The organism is Shewanella corallii (genome assembly GCF_023349125.1).
Classification (GTDB): domain Bacteria; phylum Pseudomonadota; class Gammaproteobacteria; order Enterobacterales; family Shewanellaceae; genus Shewanella; species Shewanella corallii.
Map to the genome: position 1 here is coordinate 370,956 of NZ_JAKIKT010000003.1, position 15,300 is coordinate 386,255.

13 protein-coding genes are annotated in these 15,300 nt (G+C 51.2%); 8 read left to right on the forward strand and 5 right to left on the reverse strand.

Features of this window, described 5'->3' with window-relative positions:
- The first annotated feature begins 176 nt into the window (after positions 1 to 176).
- Positions 177 to 1,898, forward strand: coding sequence for an acetolactate synthase 3 large subunit (locus L2725_RS10790; RefSeq protein ID WP_249248969.1), 1,722 nt, complete (start codon positions 177 to 179; stop codon positions 1,896 to 1,898).
- Positions 1,898 to 2,395 (forward strand): acetolactate synthase small subunit, encoded by a 498-nt coding sequence (gene ilvN / locus L2725_RS10795; protein ID WP_115139012.1) that lies wholly within the window; start codon positions 1,898 to 1,900, stop codon positions 2,393 to 2,395. Before L2725_RS10790 ends, ilvN begins: the two co-directional genes overlap by 1 nt.
- A 67-nt stretch (positions 2,396 to 2,462) precedes the next feature.
- Here ilvN and L2725_RS10800 read toward each other — a convergent pair whose 3' ends face one another.
- From L2725_RS10800 to L2725_RS10810, 3 genes are all read right to left on the reverse strand, one after another.
- Positions 2,463 to 2,912, reverse strand: coding sequence for an Hsp20 family protein (locus tag L2725_RS10800; protein ID WP_115139013.1), 450 nt, complete (start codon positions 2,910 to 2,912; stop codon positions 2,463 to 2,465).
- A 253-nt stretch (positions 2,913 to 3,165) separates the two neighbouring features.
- Positions 3,166 to 4,881 (reverse strand): bifunctional UDP-sugar hydrolase/5'-nucleotidase UshA, encoded by a 1,716-nt coding sequence (gene ushA, locus L2725_RS10805; RefSeq protein ID WP_249248970.1) that lies wholly within the window; start codon positions 4,879 to 4,881, stop codon positions 3,166 to 3,168.
- Positions 4,882 to 5,209: 328 nt separating this feature from the next.
- Positions 5,210 to 6,175, reverse strand: a complete 966-nt coding sequence (locus L2725_RS10810; RefSeq protein ID WP_249248971.1) for a hypothetical protein — start codon at positions 6,173 to 6,175, stop codon at positions 5,210 to 5,212.
- Between the two features lie 494 nt (positions 6,176 to 6,669).
- On the opposite strand from L2725_RS10810, the gene L2725_RS10815 reads away from it, so the two are divergent.
- The 4 genes from L2725_RS10815 (at position 6,670) to L2725_RS10830 (ending at position 8,770) form a co-directional block, all read left to right on the forward strand.
- The gene (locus L2725_RS10815) at positions 6,670 to 7,329 is read left to right on the forward strand and encodes a response regulator transcription factor (protein WP_115139016.1); all 660 of its coding nucleotides are present in this window, start codon (positions 6,670 to 6,672) and stop codon (positions 7,327 to 7,329) included.
- Positions 7,330 to 7,606: 277 nt separating this feature from the next.
- Entirely contained in the window at positions 7,607 to 7,957 is a 351-nt protein-coding gene (locus L2725_RS10820) for a hypothetical protein (RefSeq protein WP_249248972.1), read from the forward strand.
- Positions 7,958 to 8,041: 84 nt separating this feature from the next.
- A complete protein-coding gene (locus L2725_RS10825; protein ID WP_249248973.1) occupies positions 8,042 to 8,497 on the forward strand; it encodes a GyrI-like domain-containing protein in 456 nt (151 codons plus the stop codon).
- A 3-nt stretch (positions 8,498 to 8,500) separates the two neighbouring features.
- Positions 8,501 to 8,770: a hypothetical protein gene (locus L2725_RS10830; RefSeq protein ID WP_249248974.1), complete on the forward strand. Its 270-nt coding sequence runs from the start codon at positions 8,501 to 8,503 to the stop codon at positions 8,768 to 8,770.
- Positions 8,771 to 8,788: 18 nt separating this feature from the next.
- Here the strand turns inward: L2725_RS10830 and L2725_RS10835 are convergent, their stop codons facing one another.
- Positions 8,789 to 9,997, reverse strand: coding sequence for a GNAT family N-acetyltransferase (locus L2725_RS10835; RefSeq protein WP_249248975.1), 1,209 nt, complete (start codon positions 9,995 to 9,997; stop codon positions 8,789 to 8,791).
- Positions 9,998 to 10,126: 129 nt separating this feature from the next.
- On the opposite strand from L2725_RS10835, the gene ggt reads away from it, so the two are divergent.
- Positions 10,127 to 11,911, forward strand: a complete 1,785-nt coding sequence (gene ggt, locus L2725_RS10840; RefSeq protein WP_249248976.1) for a gamma-glutamyltransferase — start codon at positions 10,127 to 10,129, stop codon at positions 11,909 to 11,911.
- Between the two features lie 251 nt (positions 11,912 to 12,162).
- Entirely contained in the window at positions 12,163 to 14,319 is a 2,157-nt protein-coding gene (locus L2725_RS10845) for a M3 family metallopeptidase (RefSeq protein WP_428985285.1), read from the forward strand.
- 71 nt (positions 14,320 to 14,390) lie between these two features.
- Here L2725_RS10845 and L2725_RS10850 read toward each other — a convergent pair whose 3' ends face one another.
- Positions 14,391 to 15,245 (reverse strand): M23 family metallopeptidase, encoded by an 855-nt coding sequence (locus tag L2725_RS10850; RefSeq protein ID WP_249248978.1) that lies wholly within the window; start codon positions 15,243 to 15,245, stop codon positions 14,391 to 14,393.
- Positions 15,246 to 15,300: the final 55 nt, after the last annotated feature.

The following is a 15,300-nucleotide window of genomic DNA, read 5'->3' on the forward strand; positions in this document are numbered from 1 at the left end:
CGCAAAACATAAGCACTCAGTGCGGCGAGTAGAGCCTGGACGCAAAATACCTTTTGCCAACAGGTTCACACGGATAACTGGGGGTTTGTTTACCGACAGATTCCTTTGGCTATGGCGACTACCGTCGTTGTAACACATTGCTGGTTTACCAACACGGTGATGACAAGGAGATACAGATGGAGATGCTTTCCGGCGCCAGTATGATTGTGCGCTCTCTTATCGATGAAGGTGTAAAACACATCTTCGGCTACCCGGGCGGGTCGGTTCTCGACATATACGATGCCCTGCATGAAACTTCCGGTGTTGAACATATTCTGGTGCGCCATGAGCAGGCTGCAGTGCATATGGCTGATGGCTATGCACGCGCAACCGGCGAGGTTGGCGTGGTGCTGGTTACCTCAGGCCCGGGCGCTACCAATGCCATAACCGGTATCGCCACTGCTTATATGGATTCGATTCCCATGGTGGTGCTGTCTGGCCAGGTGCCCTCCAACCTGATTGGCAATGACGCCTTTCAGGAATGCGACATGATCGGTATCTCCCGCCCTGTGGTGAAACACAGCTTTCTGGTGACAGATCCAAAAGATATTCCCGAGATTATCAAAAAGGCATTTTATATCGCCGCCTCCGGTCGTCCCGGCCCCGTAGTCGTGGATCTGCCCAAAGACTGTCTCAGTCCTCAGCAAAAGTATGAGTATCAATACCCTGAGTCCATCAGCATGCGCTCCTACAACCCGACGGTTAACGGCCATAAAGGCCAGATCCGCCGCGGTCTTAAAGCCCTGGTCAACGCCAAACAGCCTGTGCTCTACATAGGTGGCGGCGCCATTATGGCCAACTGTGGCGAACAAATTAAACAGTTGTCGGAAAAGCTCAATATCCCGGTTGTGTCCACCCTGATGGGGCTTGGGGCTTTCCCCGGTACCCACAAAAATGCCGTCGGCATGCTGGGTATGCATGGCAGTTATGAAGCCAATATGACCATGCACAACAGCGACCTTATTTTTGGTATTGGCGTGCGCTTTGACGACAGAACCACCAATAATCTGGAAAAGTACTGTCCCAATGCCACAGTGCTTCACATTGATATTGACCCTTCATCCATTTCCAAAACTGTGGCTGTGGATATTCCCATTGTAGGCAGCGCTGACAATGTGCTGGATGAGATGCTGGCTCTGCTCAATGATCAGGGATTAAGCGACAGAAGCCCCAATGCACTGGAACAGTGGTGGCAAGATATCGACAGCTGGCGTGAACGCAAGAGCCTGGCCTATGACACCAGCGGCGAACGCATTAAGCCACAGCAGGTGATTGAGACGCTGTACAAGCTGACCCATGGTGATGCTTATGTCACCTCGGATGTTGGCCAGCACCAGATGTTTGCTGCCCTTTACTACCCCTTTGACAAGCCACGCCGCTGGATTAACTCGGGTGGTCTGGGCACCATGGGCTTCGGTCTGCCTGCCGCCATGGGCGTGAAGATGGCCCTGCCCGATGAAACCGTGGTGTGCGTGACAGGTGATGGGTCTATTCAGATGAATATTCAGGAGTTGTCCACGGCCCTGCAATACGACACGCCGGTTAAAATTATCAACCTCAACAACCGTTTCCTGGGAATGGTGAAACAGTGGCAAGACATTATCTATGCCGGTCGTCACTCCCATTCCTACATGGATTCAGTACCCAACTTTGCCAAGATTGCTGAAGCCTATGGCCATGTTGGTATCACCATCAGTTCACCGGATGAGCTGGAACCACAGCTGAAAAAGGCACTGGAGATGAAAGACAAACTGGTGTTTGTCGATATCAGTGTCGATGAGACAGAGCACGTTTATCCCATGCAGATCCGCGGTGGTGGTATGAACGAAATGTGGTTGAGCAAAACGGAGAAAAGCTGATGCGTCGTATTATTAGTTTATTGTTGGAAAACCAGCCAGGCGCACTTTCCCGGGTTGTGGGCCTGTTTTCCCAGCGGGGATATAACATTGAAAGCCTGTGTGTGGCGCCCACTGATGATGCCACCCTGTCACGGCTGAATATTACTGTAGAAGCGGACAACTCAGTGCTTGAGCAAATAGAGAAGCAACTGCACAAGTTGATTGATGTGCTCAAGGTATCGAACATTACCGATGGCGAACATATCGAGCGGGAGCTGGCGCTGGTCAAGGTCAAAGCTCGCGGTGAGATGCGGGAAGAGATCAAGCGGATGTCTGATATCTTCCGCGGCCAGATAGTGGATGTCACTGCCAACCTTTACACCATTCAGATAGCCGGTACCACAGAAAAGCTGGATGCCTTTGTCCGTAATCTGGGTGAAAGTACCAAGGTGGTGGAAGTGTCCCGCTCCGGAGTGGTGGGTCTGTCCCGTGGTGAAAAGGCCATGAAGGCAAGCTGATAGCTGATCCAAAAACGACAAAGGGAGCCGAATGGCTCCCTTTTTAGATTCTTAGTTGATGACCGCCTTATTCGGCAGCTTCAGACTCCAGCATGCGGCCGCTGGCAATCTCAATTTTGCGGGCTTTCATCGCCTCAGGAATTTCACGTACCAGCTCAATGTTCAGCAGGCCATTTTCCAGATTGGCACCGGTCACAATCACATGGTCCGCCAGTTGGAAAGTGCGCTCAAAACCACGCTCAGCAATACCCTGATGCAGGTACTTGCGTTCAGTATCAGATTCTTTACGAACGCCTTTAATCAGCAGCTTTTCGCCTTCGCTGATGATATCCAACTCTTCCATTGAAAAACCGGCTACGGCCATAGTGATTCGGTAGCGGTTCTCGCCCAGCAGTTCGATATTGTATGGAGGGTAGCTGGAGTTACCATTGTTGGCTGCTGCATGCTCGGCGATACGTGCTAAACGATCAAATCCAATGGCGCTACGGAAAAGTGGAGAAAAATCATAATTACGCATAGTCATATCCTTTTATAAAGCAATATGTTGGAAACCTTTTTCGGTTTCAGAACCCGGGCCGAACCATTTCGCACCCGCTAAATTGACTGCCCCGAAGGCACAGTCGGTTGAGCCTCTCGCTCAATATAATAGATGAGGTCGCAGAATCAGCTTTCAAGAGAAAAGCCAAAATATTTTTATCGTGACCAAGTAACCGATTGAATAAATAGCATAAAAAAAGCAGCCCTGGGGCTGCTTCAAGTTTCATTGCCGTTTAGTTACCAGCGCAGTTGTTTACCTCAGCCCCATTCAGGGTGTAGGTCAGCTTGCCGGGTACAGGCTCAAAGTCCGCAGCATGAATATTCGGGTGCTTCACAAAGTATTCGCGCAGCACATCTGCGTCAGTGCGCTGGGTATCCATCACCTGAATTTTCGGATAGTCATCACCACCGGCAGCAGAGAAACTGATCACCGCAAAACTGTAATCGGCGTCCGGGTCGAATCCCTTGCCGGCAATATCGCTGATCTCCACCGACTGGGCATCACAGTCAACCGCCATGCTGATATTATTCAGCTGAGCATAACCGCCACCTGTCTTGGTTGCGACCACACTCAGGTACTCCTGTACTTCAGCACCTGTCATCGTCGCCTTGGTCACAAAGTTGCCAAATGGCTGTACTGTCAGTACATCACGGTAGGTTACGTCACCGGCCTGAATCGAAGCGCGCACGCCGCCTGAGTTCATAACGGCAAAGTCAGCATTGACCAAATCAAAACTGCGATAGGCAGTGCCCAGCAGATGGCCCAGATTGGTTTGCTGAGTGCGTACCACATTGCGCTCACCATTCAGCAAGCCATCAGTGTGAGAAATCACCTCATCCAGCAGCTCCTGACCTTTGTTCTGATACTGGCTCAGGACTTCCTTCACCATAGGATCAGGCGTAATTGCCTCGCCCACAAGAACCTTATCACCGGCTTCATTTTTAACTTTGAGGTTAACCGGGATCAGTTCATAGCTGGCAAGATGCAACTTACCGTTAAAGTATTCAAAGTCAGCACGACCCACATACTTGCCCCACTCATAGGCCTGCATGATCCAGGTGCCATTTTGCTGGTCCGGAGTACAGTCATCTCCCGGGTTGAACTCAGCATAATCATTGGTGCCCGGCTCCATACAAACAGGGTTTTGCGAGTGTCCACCAAAGATAGCCTGGAGTTCTCCCTGCTTCAGACCACGTGCCAGCTTAACGTCTCCCGGAGCTTCACTGCCGTGGTTACCGTCAGCGTAGTGCCCCATATGCGTCGTCGCGAATACCAGATCAACCTGCTCTTTGGCTTCAATCTCAGCCAGGGCTTTGGTGATCTCCTGCTGAGGATCTGCGAAGTGGATGCTCTGGATATTGTCAGGATTGACCAGATGAGCTGTATCCTTGGTGGTCAGGCCGATAACAGCAATCTTAAGGCCATTGACCTCAAAAACTCGGTAGGCGTCAAACAGACGCTCGTCTGTTACCTTGCCATCACTGTCTTTCAGGTAAATGTTGGCGGCCAGCATAGGGAAGTCAGCCAAACCTGCCTGCATCTCAAGTACATCGAGGGCGTTATCAAACTCGTGGTTACCCACCGCCATGGCGTCGTAACCAATCAGGTTCATACCGATAAAGTCAGGCACAGCATCCTGCATATCTGACTCAGGTACGCCGGTATTGATGTCACCGCCGGACAGCAGCAGAGTATCGCCACCCTGAGCCGCCGCTTCATCACGAATGGAATCGATCAGGGTTTTACGGGCAGCCATACCATATTCGCCGTCCTTGTTTTCCCAGAAGCGACCATGGTTGTCATTGGTGTGGAGAATAGTAAAGCGGGTGCAGGCTTCACCAGCTTCAGCACAAGTTGCCGGAGTGATTACGGTTTCAGATTCGCTGCAACCGGCTAATGCTGCCAGAACAGCAGACGCGATCAGGCCTTTGGCCAATTTGTTGGTCATTTCCAACCCCTTTTATATTTTTTGTAGGTGTTTATTCCATCATCTTTTATTGCGACTGAAAGTCGCGGGTCGGAGTGTATCAATCGGTGGGATGATCACCTGCTTAATTAGTCCGCAGTTAACCAGTAGATCTTGATATATGGAGCTCAGTCACAGGATTGGGTCTGTCATGCTTGTGACCGGATGGCAAAACAGGAGTGAAATGTCCGACAGAAAAAGCGGACAGGCAAACGTTAAAACGCGGATGAAGTCTTACGCGCCACAGTGCATGGAGCAAGTGTCGGTCTTCGCCCCTTCGTCTCTCAGCAGAGCATCAATATGGGAGCATTCAGGGTGCACTATTTACTGGAGCGCCAAGCACCAAGGGTTGAATAACACGTTCTCCATTATCAAGTAACAACTGCAGATAAATGGTCTCTCTGGCATGCTGTTGTTGATAATTCACCACGGGTCCAAAGTCATCCGGAGTGTTATCCAAATCAAAGTCCCATGACCAGGCATCAACCTGAATATCTTTTACAAAATAGGTCAGTTGATGAGCGTCCAGGGTCACGATACCACCAGGTACCTGTTCGCCCCGAACGCTGATACTTGCCAGCACCTTGTGTTGATGTATCTCCTTAATCTCAAGGCTAAGCTCATCCACAAACACCGTCAGCCCCTCAACCAATGCCTCCATCATCCAGACATGGCCCCCTGTCGCCAGCGCTACCAGAGAATATTCTGACCTGATAGCAAACGCTTTGGTGGGGTTTCGTTTTGTCGCCGCCAGAGATTCAGATTCTCCGCTGACATCCAGCACCATCAAAGACTGTGGGTTGTACGCATCCTTCACCCTGTGTTTGTCGGACATTTCATCAGCAACAAAATAGGCCAGCCTCGTCGACGCTTGAGCACGGTCTCGGTAGGAAATTGAGGTATCCCGTCGCTCGACTACAGTGTGGATCACCACTCTTTGCTGTAACGCCCTTGCAGCCACATCCCGCCAATTCAGAAGCTGCTGCTCTGTCCTGGGCTCATCGGTTATCAGCAGTATATGAGCATTGGCCACTCCCCTGTCCAGCAACTCACTAATAGCGGCCAAACCATCTTCTTCATTGCCGCCGACGGGCAGTTGCGAGGCAGGTTCACTGAAGGCTGTACCGAGAACAATTGATTGCTCCGACTCCGAAGGGAAAGGCACCAATATGCTCCTGGATGCATAAATCCGTTGAACATCTGCGGGAACTGAACGGTAAAACTGCTCCAGCAGAGCATCAAAAGGAGCGGCGATGCTGTCAAAATTGGAGTTCATGGATGAAGAGGTATCCAGAATAATGTAGAGATTACCCGACTCTTAAGCCGGAGAAGGGGGAGAAGCCAAGGCCTGACTCCCGGAAACATTGGAAAATATCAAGGCCAGAATTACCGCAATCGCTCTGAACATATCCAGACTGCCACCCACTATTGATGCAAATGCCCAGTTTCAAGTTTCCCCACTTTGGTTTCTGGGGCAATTACACTTTCAGGTGATATTAGTTCAATGGCCCGGTCACATTTTTTCCACTCCAAAACGAACAAAATATTATGCGCAGGAGATAGTACTTTAGTCGAACCCCTGTAATGGGCCTAAATTATCAAATCCGGAATTTAAGGTTATGAAACAGTAAATTTCATCAATTAAGGCTTCATCACAATTTTGCTAACTATCGCATTCCCCGAGATTTTATTCAATCCCAATAGGAATGGCGGTCACTTTTCTGTTACATTGTCGACATCTTCACGTGCAACCATAATCACTATTAAGCCATGAAGCTGGAAAACCTGAATATAATCATCGCCGATGATCATCCCCTGTTCCGGAACGCACTTCGGCAGGCCCTGACAACCACATTTGGCGATACCCGTTGGTATGAGGCCGACTGTGCCGACGCCCTGCAGCAACTACTGGATGCCGCAACAGACTATGATCTGGTGCTGTTGGATCTACAGATGCCGGGCTCTCACGGTTACTCCACTCTTATCCATTTACGTGCCCACTACCCTGAACTGCCTGTCGTTGTGGTTTCAGCCCATGAGGATGCCGCCACCATAAGTCGCGCCCTGCATTATGGCAGTGCCGGTTTTATCCCTAAATCAGCCTCAATGGAGACCCTTGCAGAGGCTCTTCACGCGGTACTCTATGGTGATATCTGGCACCCGGAAGGGATAGAACTGCTTGAGATCGATGATAACAACCACGAGCAGATGGCCAACAAACTGGCAGAGTTAACACCGCAACAATATAAGGTACTGCAGATGTTTGCCGAGGGATTGCTCAACAAGCAGATCGCCTATGACCTCGGTGTATCTGAGGCCACCATTAAGGCTCATGCCACTGCAATTTTCCGAAAACTTGGGGTACGCAACCGCACCCAAGCAGTCATCGCCCTGCAGCAGTTGGAAATGGAAAAGACTGATATCAGCTGAGTTGAACCCTTTTCAGAAAAAACCGGCCACATCAGGCCGGTTTTTTCGTTACGGGCATGCAGCATCGTCCACAAGCATGTATCCGTCTATAACCTGTTTTTGGTGAGCTGAACCGCCAAATGTCCTACAGACAAGAGCTGGTCAGCTTGTTAGCCTGCATCCAAGGCCTTGGTTCCGGTGGTTAAAAACGACTGGCTTATACTGGAAAGAACCTGAGCGCGACCTGCGTCAATTCATGCTTTGGCAATGACGAACTCGACAAGACAAGGAACATACAATGAAGTCTTTACTCCCACTGATACTTATCCTATTGATGTTGACCAGCTTTGCAGGCTGCGCCGAAACACCTGCCAGGGAAACTCCTGCAGCGCCGGTTTGGAGTGAAGGCACAGATATCGAGAGCTTCTGGCAGGGTTATGCTGACAGCAAAGGTGGGCTCACCTGGGGAATGTCGACCGAATATCCTGAGTACGACAAGGTCAGCGAGGGAGATACCCTGTTGATTCTATTACCTCAAGGGCCTTGTTTAATGGAGTTTTTTCACAGTCGCTGGCGTCGGGCCAATGATGTCAGAAGATGGCATCCCTCAGTCAATGAGTTCGGTGGCTGCCCATATGTTTTTGATTGACAGGCAACCACATTTATATGAGCCCTGCGTCATCGAAGCGACAAAAAATTGCAAAGCAACAAACCTCAAAATACAGGAACCACTATGGACGTTCAGTCACTTGGACCATTAACTATTACCGGGCTTAAAACCCGCACTACAAACGTCAATGAAACCAATCCCCAAACAGCTGCCATCAAACCGCTTTGGGAAAGGTTTTTTATGCTGGCCGGACAACAAATGGCGCCGAGTGACACATTTTACGGCATATACACTCACTATGAGTCTGACGTAAATGGTGAGTACGACCTGATCGTAGGCAGCCCATCCCTGTCTTCTTCATTTGCTGAAGATTCAGTTACCCATGAGATACCTCAGGGCAGATATCTGGTGTTCTCTGCCAGCGGCGAAATGCCCCAAACAGTAATTACACTGTGGCAGCAGATCTGGCAGTACTTCAGCGAAGCGGACTGCCCTCACACCCGGGCCTATACTTCTGACTTCGAGTCTTATGTTATGAATGAAAGTCGGGTAGATATCGCCATCGCGCTGAAAGATTAACCCATGCCAGGCCGTCCTATCTCCGTCATCAGTCAGGTTCGGGCCCATCCCTATCGGCTGTGCTGGCTGTTGGCGGGCATTCTCGCGCTGATGGTATCGCTGCTGATGTTATATGCAGCCTGGCAACATAATCCTCAGCAGGAGTTTCATAGCCCGGACCATATTAACTGGCGCTATTTCTCCGTCCTGTTCGGCGCTTGGTATCTGGTCATCTCAATCACCCTTGGGCTACTGTTTTCTGCCCTGACGCTTTTGCTAAGGCGGCTGTTATGAGTGACAGCAAAAAATTGGCTATCCGGCACTGTCATTTTTGAATGGCAGCTGCCCTTTGGCCTTATCCAGATAGTGTTGAGTCATCTCCCCTTCCTGCTGACAAAAGCCTGCTACGGCATCCCTGAATTCAGCGCGGGCAATCCAGTGGGATGAGTGCACGGCTACCGGCTCAAAACCCCGGGTCAGCTTGTGTTCTCCCTGAGCACCGGCATTAAACACTTGCAATCCATTGGCAATACAGTATTCGATTCCCTGGTAATAGCAGAGCTCAAAGTGCAGGCCCGGAATATCCTCCAGCGCGCCCCAATAACGACCATAGAGATGAGTACTGTCTTTAAAGTAAAGCGCCGATGCCACCACCTCTCCATCACGACTGGCCTGCAAGATAAGCGTGTTGTCCGGGCACGCGTCACTTAGCCCTGCGAAAAACTCCCAGGGCAAATAGCCCTGATGCCCGGAGCGCTTTAAATAGGTGACCCGATAACAGTCCCACATCAATTGCCAGTCCCGGGCACTCATCTGTGCGGGGCAAAGCCAACGGCACTCAATACCGGCCTGAGTGACGGACAACCGCTCTTTGCGCAGTGTTTTTCGGCGGGATGAGCGAAATCGCGACAGGAAATGTTCAAAGCTTGAGTAGCGATTTCCTTCATTATCACGGTTAAACCAGTGAAACTGTGGGGTGATACGGCAGGATATCGAGTCACCGGACAAGGGCCTGGTGTGGCAAAGGAGGTGCCAGGATGAACATTGATGTTCATGGCTCCACTGGCTGAGAAAGTGAAATACCTCACTCTGAATGTCCTCCCTTACCTTCTCACTTACCTTCTCACTTATCTCCTCACTTATCTTCTCACTGACTTGAGCCGAGATAGCTATCCTCGGACCAGAAACCGGTGTAAAAGGTACGGCTGAAACCAACTTGGGATAGTAATCCAGACCATAACGCTCATAGGCTTCGGCCCAACTCCAGTCGAAGATATATTCACCATAGGAGTGATATTTCAGGTACAAAGGCATAGCGGCCAGCACCCGTCCCTCTTGCTCCACCAGCAGATGCCTGGGGAGCCAGCCGGATTGCCCGCCAACGCTGCCACTGTCTTCAAGTAATTTTAAAAAGGCATGGCTCACAAATGGGTTGTCCGCTGAGCCTGAATTAAACAGCGCATCCCAGATTTCAGCATCTACTTCACCCATTGAATTTACCAGTCTGATACTGAAAGACATTTTCCCTTTCCCTGTGTTCCTGATGAGCATCACTGTCTGCCCCACTCTATCGAGCTATTGCATTTACGAAAGGACAGCGGCACATTGTTCAAAAATATTACAAAACTAAAGCAAGCATAAGGAATCTGTGTGCCTACTCTCAATCACTTCTTGCCCAAACACCTGGGCCGTAAATCTCTGTTGAGCCTGCTCAGCCTGTCTATTCCCTTTGCTGCCAGCGCCAATACCGGCTCAGTATCAGTCTTACCTCTGAGCCTGGGCAATCAAGCCATCTTCAGCTATCAGGCCACGGCTCAACCCGAGTGGGCCCAAAATGGCATGGTCGCCAGTCAGGAAGCGGTCGCCACTCAGGTTGGGGTAGACATACTGAAGCAGGGAGGCAACGCAGTGGATGCGGCAGTAGCCGTTGGCTTTGCCCTGGCTGTTACCCTGCCCAGAGCCGGCAACATTGGTGGGGGTGGCTTTATGCTGTATCACTCACCGGACAAAGAAGTTAGCACGGCCATTGATTACAGGGAGATGGCACCAGCCAAAGCCCATAAAGACATTTTTCTGGATGAAAATGGTGACGTTAATCCCAGGCTGTCCAAGTTTCACGGGCTGGCCGTTGGAGTACCGGGCACAGTTGCAGGGTTTGAGCTGGCGCTGGATAAGTATGGCACCATGAGTCTGGCTGAAGTGATCGCACCGGCTATCAAGCTGGCAGAAGATGGCATCATCGTCACCCCGGATCTCGCCAGTTCCCTTGCCGGTTTAAGTAAACGTATGCAGCAGTGGCCAAGTACTGCCCGTATTTTCTACAAAGCCGATGGCAGTAACTACCAGCCCGGCGATCTGCTTAAGCAGCCTGAATTGGCAGAGTCATTAAAACGTATTGCCAAACAGGGCAGTAAAGGTTTCTATGAAGGGGAAACCGCACAGAAACTGGTGACCGCAGTTAATCAGGCCGGTGGCATCATGTCTCTGGATGATATGAAGAACTACAAGGCAGTAGAGCGCACACCAGTGTCCGGCACTTACAGAGGCCGTACCGTGCTGTCCATGCCACCGCCATCATCCGGCGGCGTCCATATCGTGCAGATGCTCAATATTCTGGAAAATTTCCCGCTGTCAGAAACGGGACATAACAGCGCCGAAACCCTGCACCTGATGGCGGAAACCATGAAGCTGGCCTATGCCGATCGCAGTGAGTATCTGGGCGATCCGGACTTCTACCCTGTGCCAGTGACAAAACTCACAGATAAATCCTACGCCGCGCGCCTAGCCGCCTCCATTAACCCGGATAAAGCAAGACCCAGCGCGGATATTAAACCCGGCGCTCTGCTGGATAAAGAAAGCCCGCAAACCACCCACTACTCTGTGGTCGACAAATGGGGCAATGCGGTTTCCAACACCTATACATTGAACTTCAGCTATGGCTCGGGCCTGGTTGCTGAAGGAACCGGTATCCTGCTGAACAACGAGATGGATGACTTTTCAGCCAAACCAGGCGTACCCAACGGCTTTGGCCTGGTTGGTGGTGAAGCCAATGCTGTTGAGGGCGGCAAACGTCCGCTGAGTTCAATGAGTCCAACCATAGTGCTGGAAGGTAACCAGCCCTGGTTGGTTACCGGCAGTCCGGGGGGCTCCCGCATTATCAATACCACGCTGCAGATGATTCTGGGCACTGTGGACTTTGACCTGAACGTAGCGGAAGCCACCAATGCGCCCAGAGTGCATCACCAGTGGCTGCCGGATCAGCTCAGGGTTGAGCGTAGCCTGAGTCCGGACACCATCAGATTACTGAAAGAGAAAGGCCATAACGTCGAGGTGAAAAACGCCATCGGCTCAACCCAGAGCATCATGAAAACCGAATCAGGGCTTTACGGCGAATCAGATCCAAGACGTTCCGGCTCAGCCACTCTGGGTTACTAACCGGGATTTTCCTCAACTCAAATCAACAGGGTCGGCGTGTCCGGCCCTTTTGTTTTGTTACATTTCCCTCATTGCTATTTAGTGAACTCATTGGCGTTGCGATGCCATTTTGTGATAAATAACACAACCTAAGCATGACTTCAGCGGAGCCAATGCAACATAGCTGGCGTCAATGCAACAGAAAACAATACGGAAGCAAGCAAGGGAAAACGACTATGAAGGGATTAACCCTCAAACCACTGGTGTCTGCAATGGCACTGGCTCTTACCCTCAGCGCCTGTGGCGGTGATGAAAAACCTCAAACTCAGGCAGCTGCCGAAACCAAACAGCCAGCGGCTGAGCAGCAAGCAGAGAATGTTCAGGTAGCTGCAGCTAACCCATTCTTTGAAGAGTACAACACCACCCACGGCATTCCTGATTTTGCCGTTATCAAAACTGAGCACTACCTGCCAGCATTTAAAGAAGGGATAGCCCTTCAAAGGCAAGAAGTACAGGCGATCGCCGATAACCCTGAAGCCCCAACTTTTGCCAACACCATCGAAGCGCTTGAGCGCAGCGGTCAACTGGTGGGTAAAGTGGCCAGCGTGTTTTACAACCTGACCAGCGCAGACACCAACGAGGATCTGCAGGCTATTTCCAAGGAAGTGGGCCCAATGCTCTCTTCCGCCCGTGATGATGTCATGCTGAATGACAAACTCTTCCAGCGTGTTAAAGCCGTTTATGATCAGCAGGACAAGCTGGATTTGAACACTGCCCAGGCGAAACTGCTGGAAGACACCTACAAGTCTTTCACCCGTGGCGGCGCAAACCTGAACGATGAGCAAAAAGCCAAACTGCGTGACCTGAACGAAAAGCTCGGCAAGCTGAGCCTGGAATTCGGTGACAACCTGCTGGCTGAAACCAATGCATTTGAACTGGTTGTAGACAACAAAGAAAATCTGGCTGGTCTGCCCCAGGACGTGATTGACCAGGCTGCAGCAACTGCTGCCAAGCGTGGTCATGAAGGCAAATGGGTCTTTACCACTCACCGCCCTTCTATCACGCCTTTCCTGACCTACGCAGAAAACCGTGACCTGCGTGAGCAGCTGTTCAATGGCTATATTGAGCGCGGTAACAATGGTAATGCCAACGACAACAAAGAGATCCTGGCTAAGATGGCGGCACTGCGCGCCGAAAAAGCTGCGCTGATGGGTTACCCAACCCACGCTCACTTCGTGCTGGAAGAGCGCACCGCCAAGACGCCTGAAAATGTCTATGAGCTGCTGAACAAGGTTTGGCCCGCAGCATTGGATCAGGCCCGCGCCGAAGTGGCTGAAATGCAAAAGCTGATCGATGCCGAAGGCAAAGACTTTAAACTGCAGGCATGGGACTGGTGGTATTACGCTGACAAGATCCGTGTCGCCAAGTACTCCTTTAACGAGCAGGACACCCGTCCTTACTTCTCACTGGAAAACACCATTGAAGGCGTGTTCTACACAGCCAACAAGCTGTTTGGTATCACAGCCAAAGAGCGCACAGATCTGCCCAAGTACCACGAAGATGTCCGCACCTGGGAAATCTACGACAAAGACGGCAGCCTGATGGCAATCTTCTTCGGTGATTACTTTGTTCGCGACAGTAAGCGTGGTGGCGCCTGGATGAACGACTACCGTTCACAGGAAAAAGTCGACGGTGAGAATGTTATCCCTGTCGTGGTTAACGTACTTAACTACACCCGTGCCCCTGAAGGTGAGCCAACACTGCTGACCTTTGACGAAGCCAGCACCCTGTTCCACGAATTCGGCCACGCCCTGCACGGCATGATGTCCGATGTGACTTACCGTTCTCAGTCCGGTACTTCTGTACCCCGCGACTATGTGGAGTTCCCATCTCAGGTGATGGAGAACTGGATGACTGAGCCGGAAGTACTGGCCCAGTTTGCCAAGCACCATGAAACCGGTGAAGTGATCCCACAAGAACTGGTTAAGAAGATTCAGGCTGCCAGCAAGTTCAATCAGGGCTTTGCCACTGTAGAATACCTGGCTGCAACCAAGCTGGATCTGGACTGGCATACGCTGACAGACACCAAGCCACAGGACGCTGCCAAGTTTGAAGCTGAATCCCTGGCTAACATGGGGCTGATTGAGGAGATCGCACCACGCTATCGCAGCACCTATTTCGCGCACATCTTCTCGGGCGGATACTCAGCCGGTTATTACAGCTATATCTGGTCTGATATTCTCGGTGCCGACGCCTATGAAGCCTTTAAAGAAAAAGGCATCTTTGACAAGGCCACTGCTGATGCCTTCAGAAGCACAGTACTGTCTCAGGGTGGTAGTCAGGACCCAATGCAGCTCTACAAAGAGTTCCGTGGCAAAGAAGCCGGTATTGAGCCTCTGCTGCGTGCCAAAGGTCTGCTGAAAGACTAATCTCCCGCACCAAAAAAAGCCGGCATGTTTGCCGGCTTTTTTATTTTAAATAACAGCGCGTTAAAACGTATTCATTTGGCAGCCTGTTGCTGCTTTATGTAACTCTTCATGGAAGGCACTACCGTGGCTGGGTCCAATCGCATCTGATACCAGTTAATCCGCCAGTCCAGATGTGGTCCTGTTGAACGACCGGTACTGCCCACCTCAGCCACAACCTCCCCCTGTTTCACCTCTGTTCCCACGGGCACCAATAGCTTACTCAGGTGCAGGAAAGTGGAGCTGACACCAAAACCGTGATCAATAATTACAGTGCCGCCGGAATAAAACATATCCGGAACCGCCAGCGTGATCACACCGTCTGCCGGCGCGACCACCTTGGTGCCCCTGGGCGCGGCGATATCGATACCGTAATGGGGACGGCCCGGCACATCGTTATACACCCGCTGGCTGCCATAAACTCCGCTGATGCGGCCTGTCACCGGCCAGATAAAGTCCTGACTGAAGTCCAGACGCTGTGAATCCGTGTCTCTGGCAGCCCTGACCTGAGCAGAATCCTGTTTGGCACGGGCAACATCTTCAGGCTTGGGCTGCATAATCTTTTTGGCAATGCCTTCAATACGCTGAATGCGATAGTCCTGCTTACCTATCGCCAGCTTCACTGTTTCCCTGCTGCCATCGGCATGGGTCAACTGCAGGATCTGCTCACCTGTAGCATCCCTGTCAAAACCAAAGGCCAGCTTTCCCTCTTTACTGACATTCAAAGGTTTTCCATCCAGAGATACCTGGGTGCCTGCCGCAACCTGAGCCCGAATTAACGCCCCCTGTTTCAGCTCACCCTGGAGCTTAATCCCTGCCGTGTCGGCAACACTGACCTGAGACACACCAGCCAGCAGACAAAGGCCCAGTATCGACCATCTTTTATCCATTCTAGTTTCCTGCAGCTATTCACGTGCAGCCCTTGCTGCACATCCCCAAAAGAAA

What these genes read in the sequence shown, in the direction of transcription:
- L2725_RS10790 (WP_249248969.1), top strand. Translation starts at nt 177, where the DNA reads ATGGAGATGCTTTCCGGCGCCAGTATGATTGTGCGCTCTCTTATCGAT.
- ilvN (WP_115139012.1), top strand. Translation starts at nt 1,898, where the DNA reads ATGCGTCGTATTATTAGTTTATTGTTGGAAAACCAGCCAGGCGCACTT.
- L2725_RS10800 (WP_115139013.1), bottom strand. Translation starts at nt 2,912, where the DNA reads ATGCGTAATTATGATTTTTCTCCACTTTTCCGTAGCGCCATTGGATTT.
- ushA (WP_249248970.1), bottom strand. Translation starts at nt 4,881, where the DNA reads ATGACCAACAAATTGGCCAAAGGCCTGATCGCGTCTGCTGTTCTGGCA.
- L2725_RS10810 (WP_249248971.1), bottom strand. Translation starts at nt 6,175, where the DNA reads ATGAACTCCAATTTTGACAGCATCGCCGCTCCTTTTGATGCTCTGCTG.
- L2725_RS10815 (WP_115139016.1), top strand. Translation starts at nt 6,670, where the DNA reads ATGAAGCTGGAAAACCTGAATATAATCATCGCCGATGATCATCCCCTG.
- L2725_RS10820 (WP_249248972.1), top strand. Translation starts at nt 7,607, where the DNA reads ATGAAGTCTTTACTCCCACTGATACTTATCCTATTGATGTTGACCAGC.
- L2725_RS10825 (WP_249248973.1), top strand. Translation starts at nt 8,042, where the DNA reads ATGGACGTTCAGTCACTTGGACCATTAACTATTACCGGGCTTAAAACC.
- L2725_RS10830 (WP_249248974.1), top strand. Translation starts at nt 8,501, where the DNA reads ATGCCAGGCCGTCCTATCTCCGTCATCAGTCAGGTTCGGGCCCATCCC.
- L2725_RS10835 (WP_249248975.1), bottom strand. Translation starts at nt 9,997, where the DNA reads ATGTCTTTCAGTATCAGACTGGTAAATTCAATGGGTGAAGTAGATGCT.
- L2725_RS10845 (WP_428985285.1), top strand. Translation starts at nt 12,163, where the DNA reads ATGGCACTGGCTCTTACCCTCAGCGCCTGTGGCGGTGATGAAAAACCT.
- L2725_RS10850 (WP_249248978.1), bottom strand. Translation starts at nt 15,245, where the DNA reads ATGGATAAAAGATGGTCGATACTGGGCCTTTGTCTGCTGGCTGGTGTG.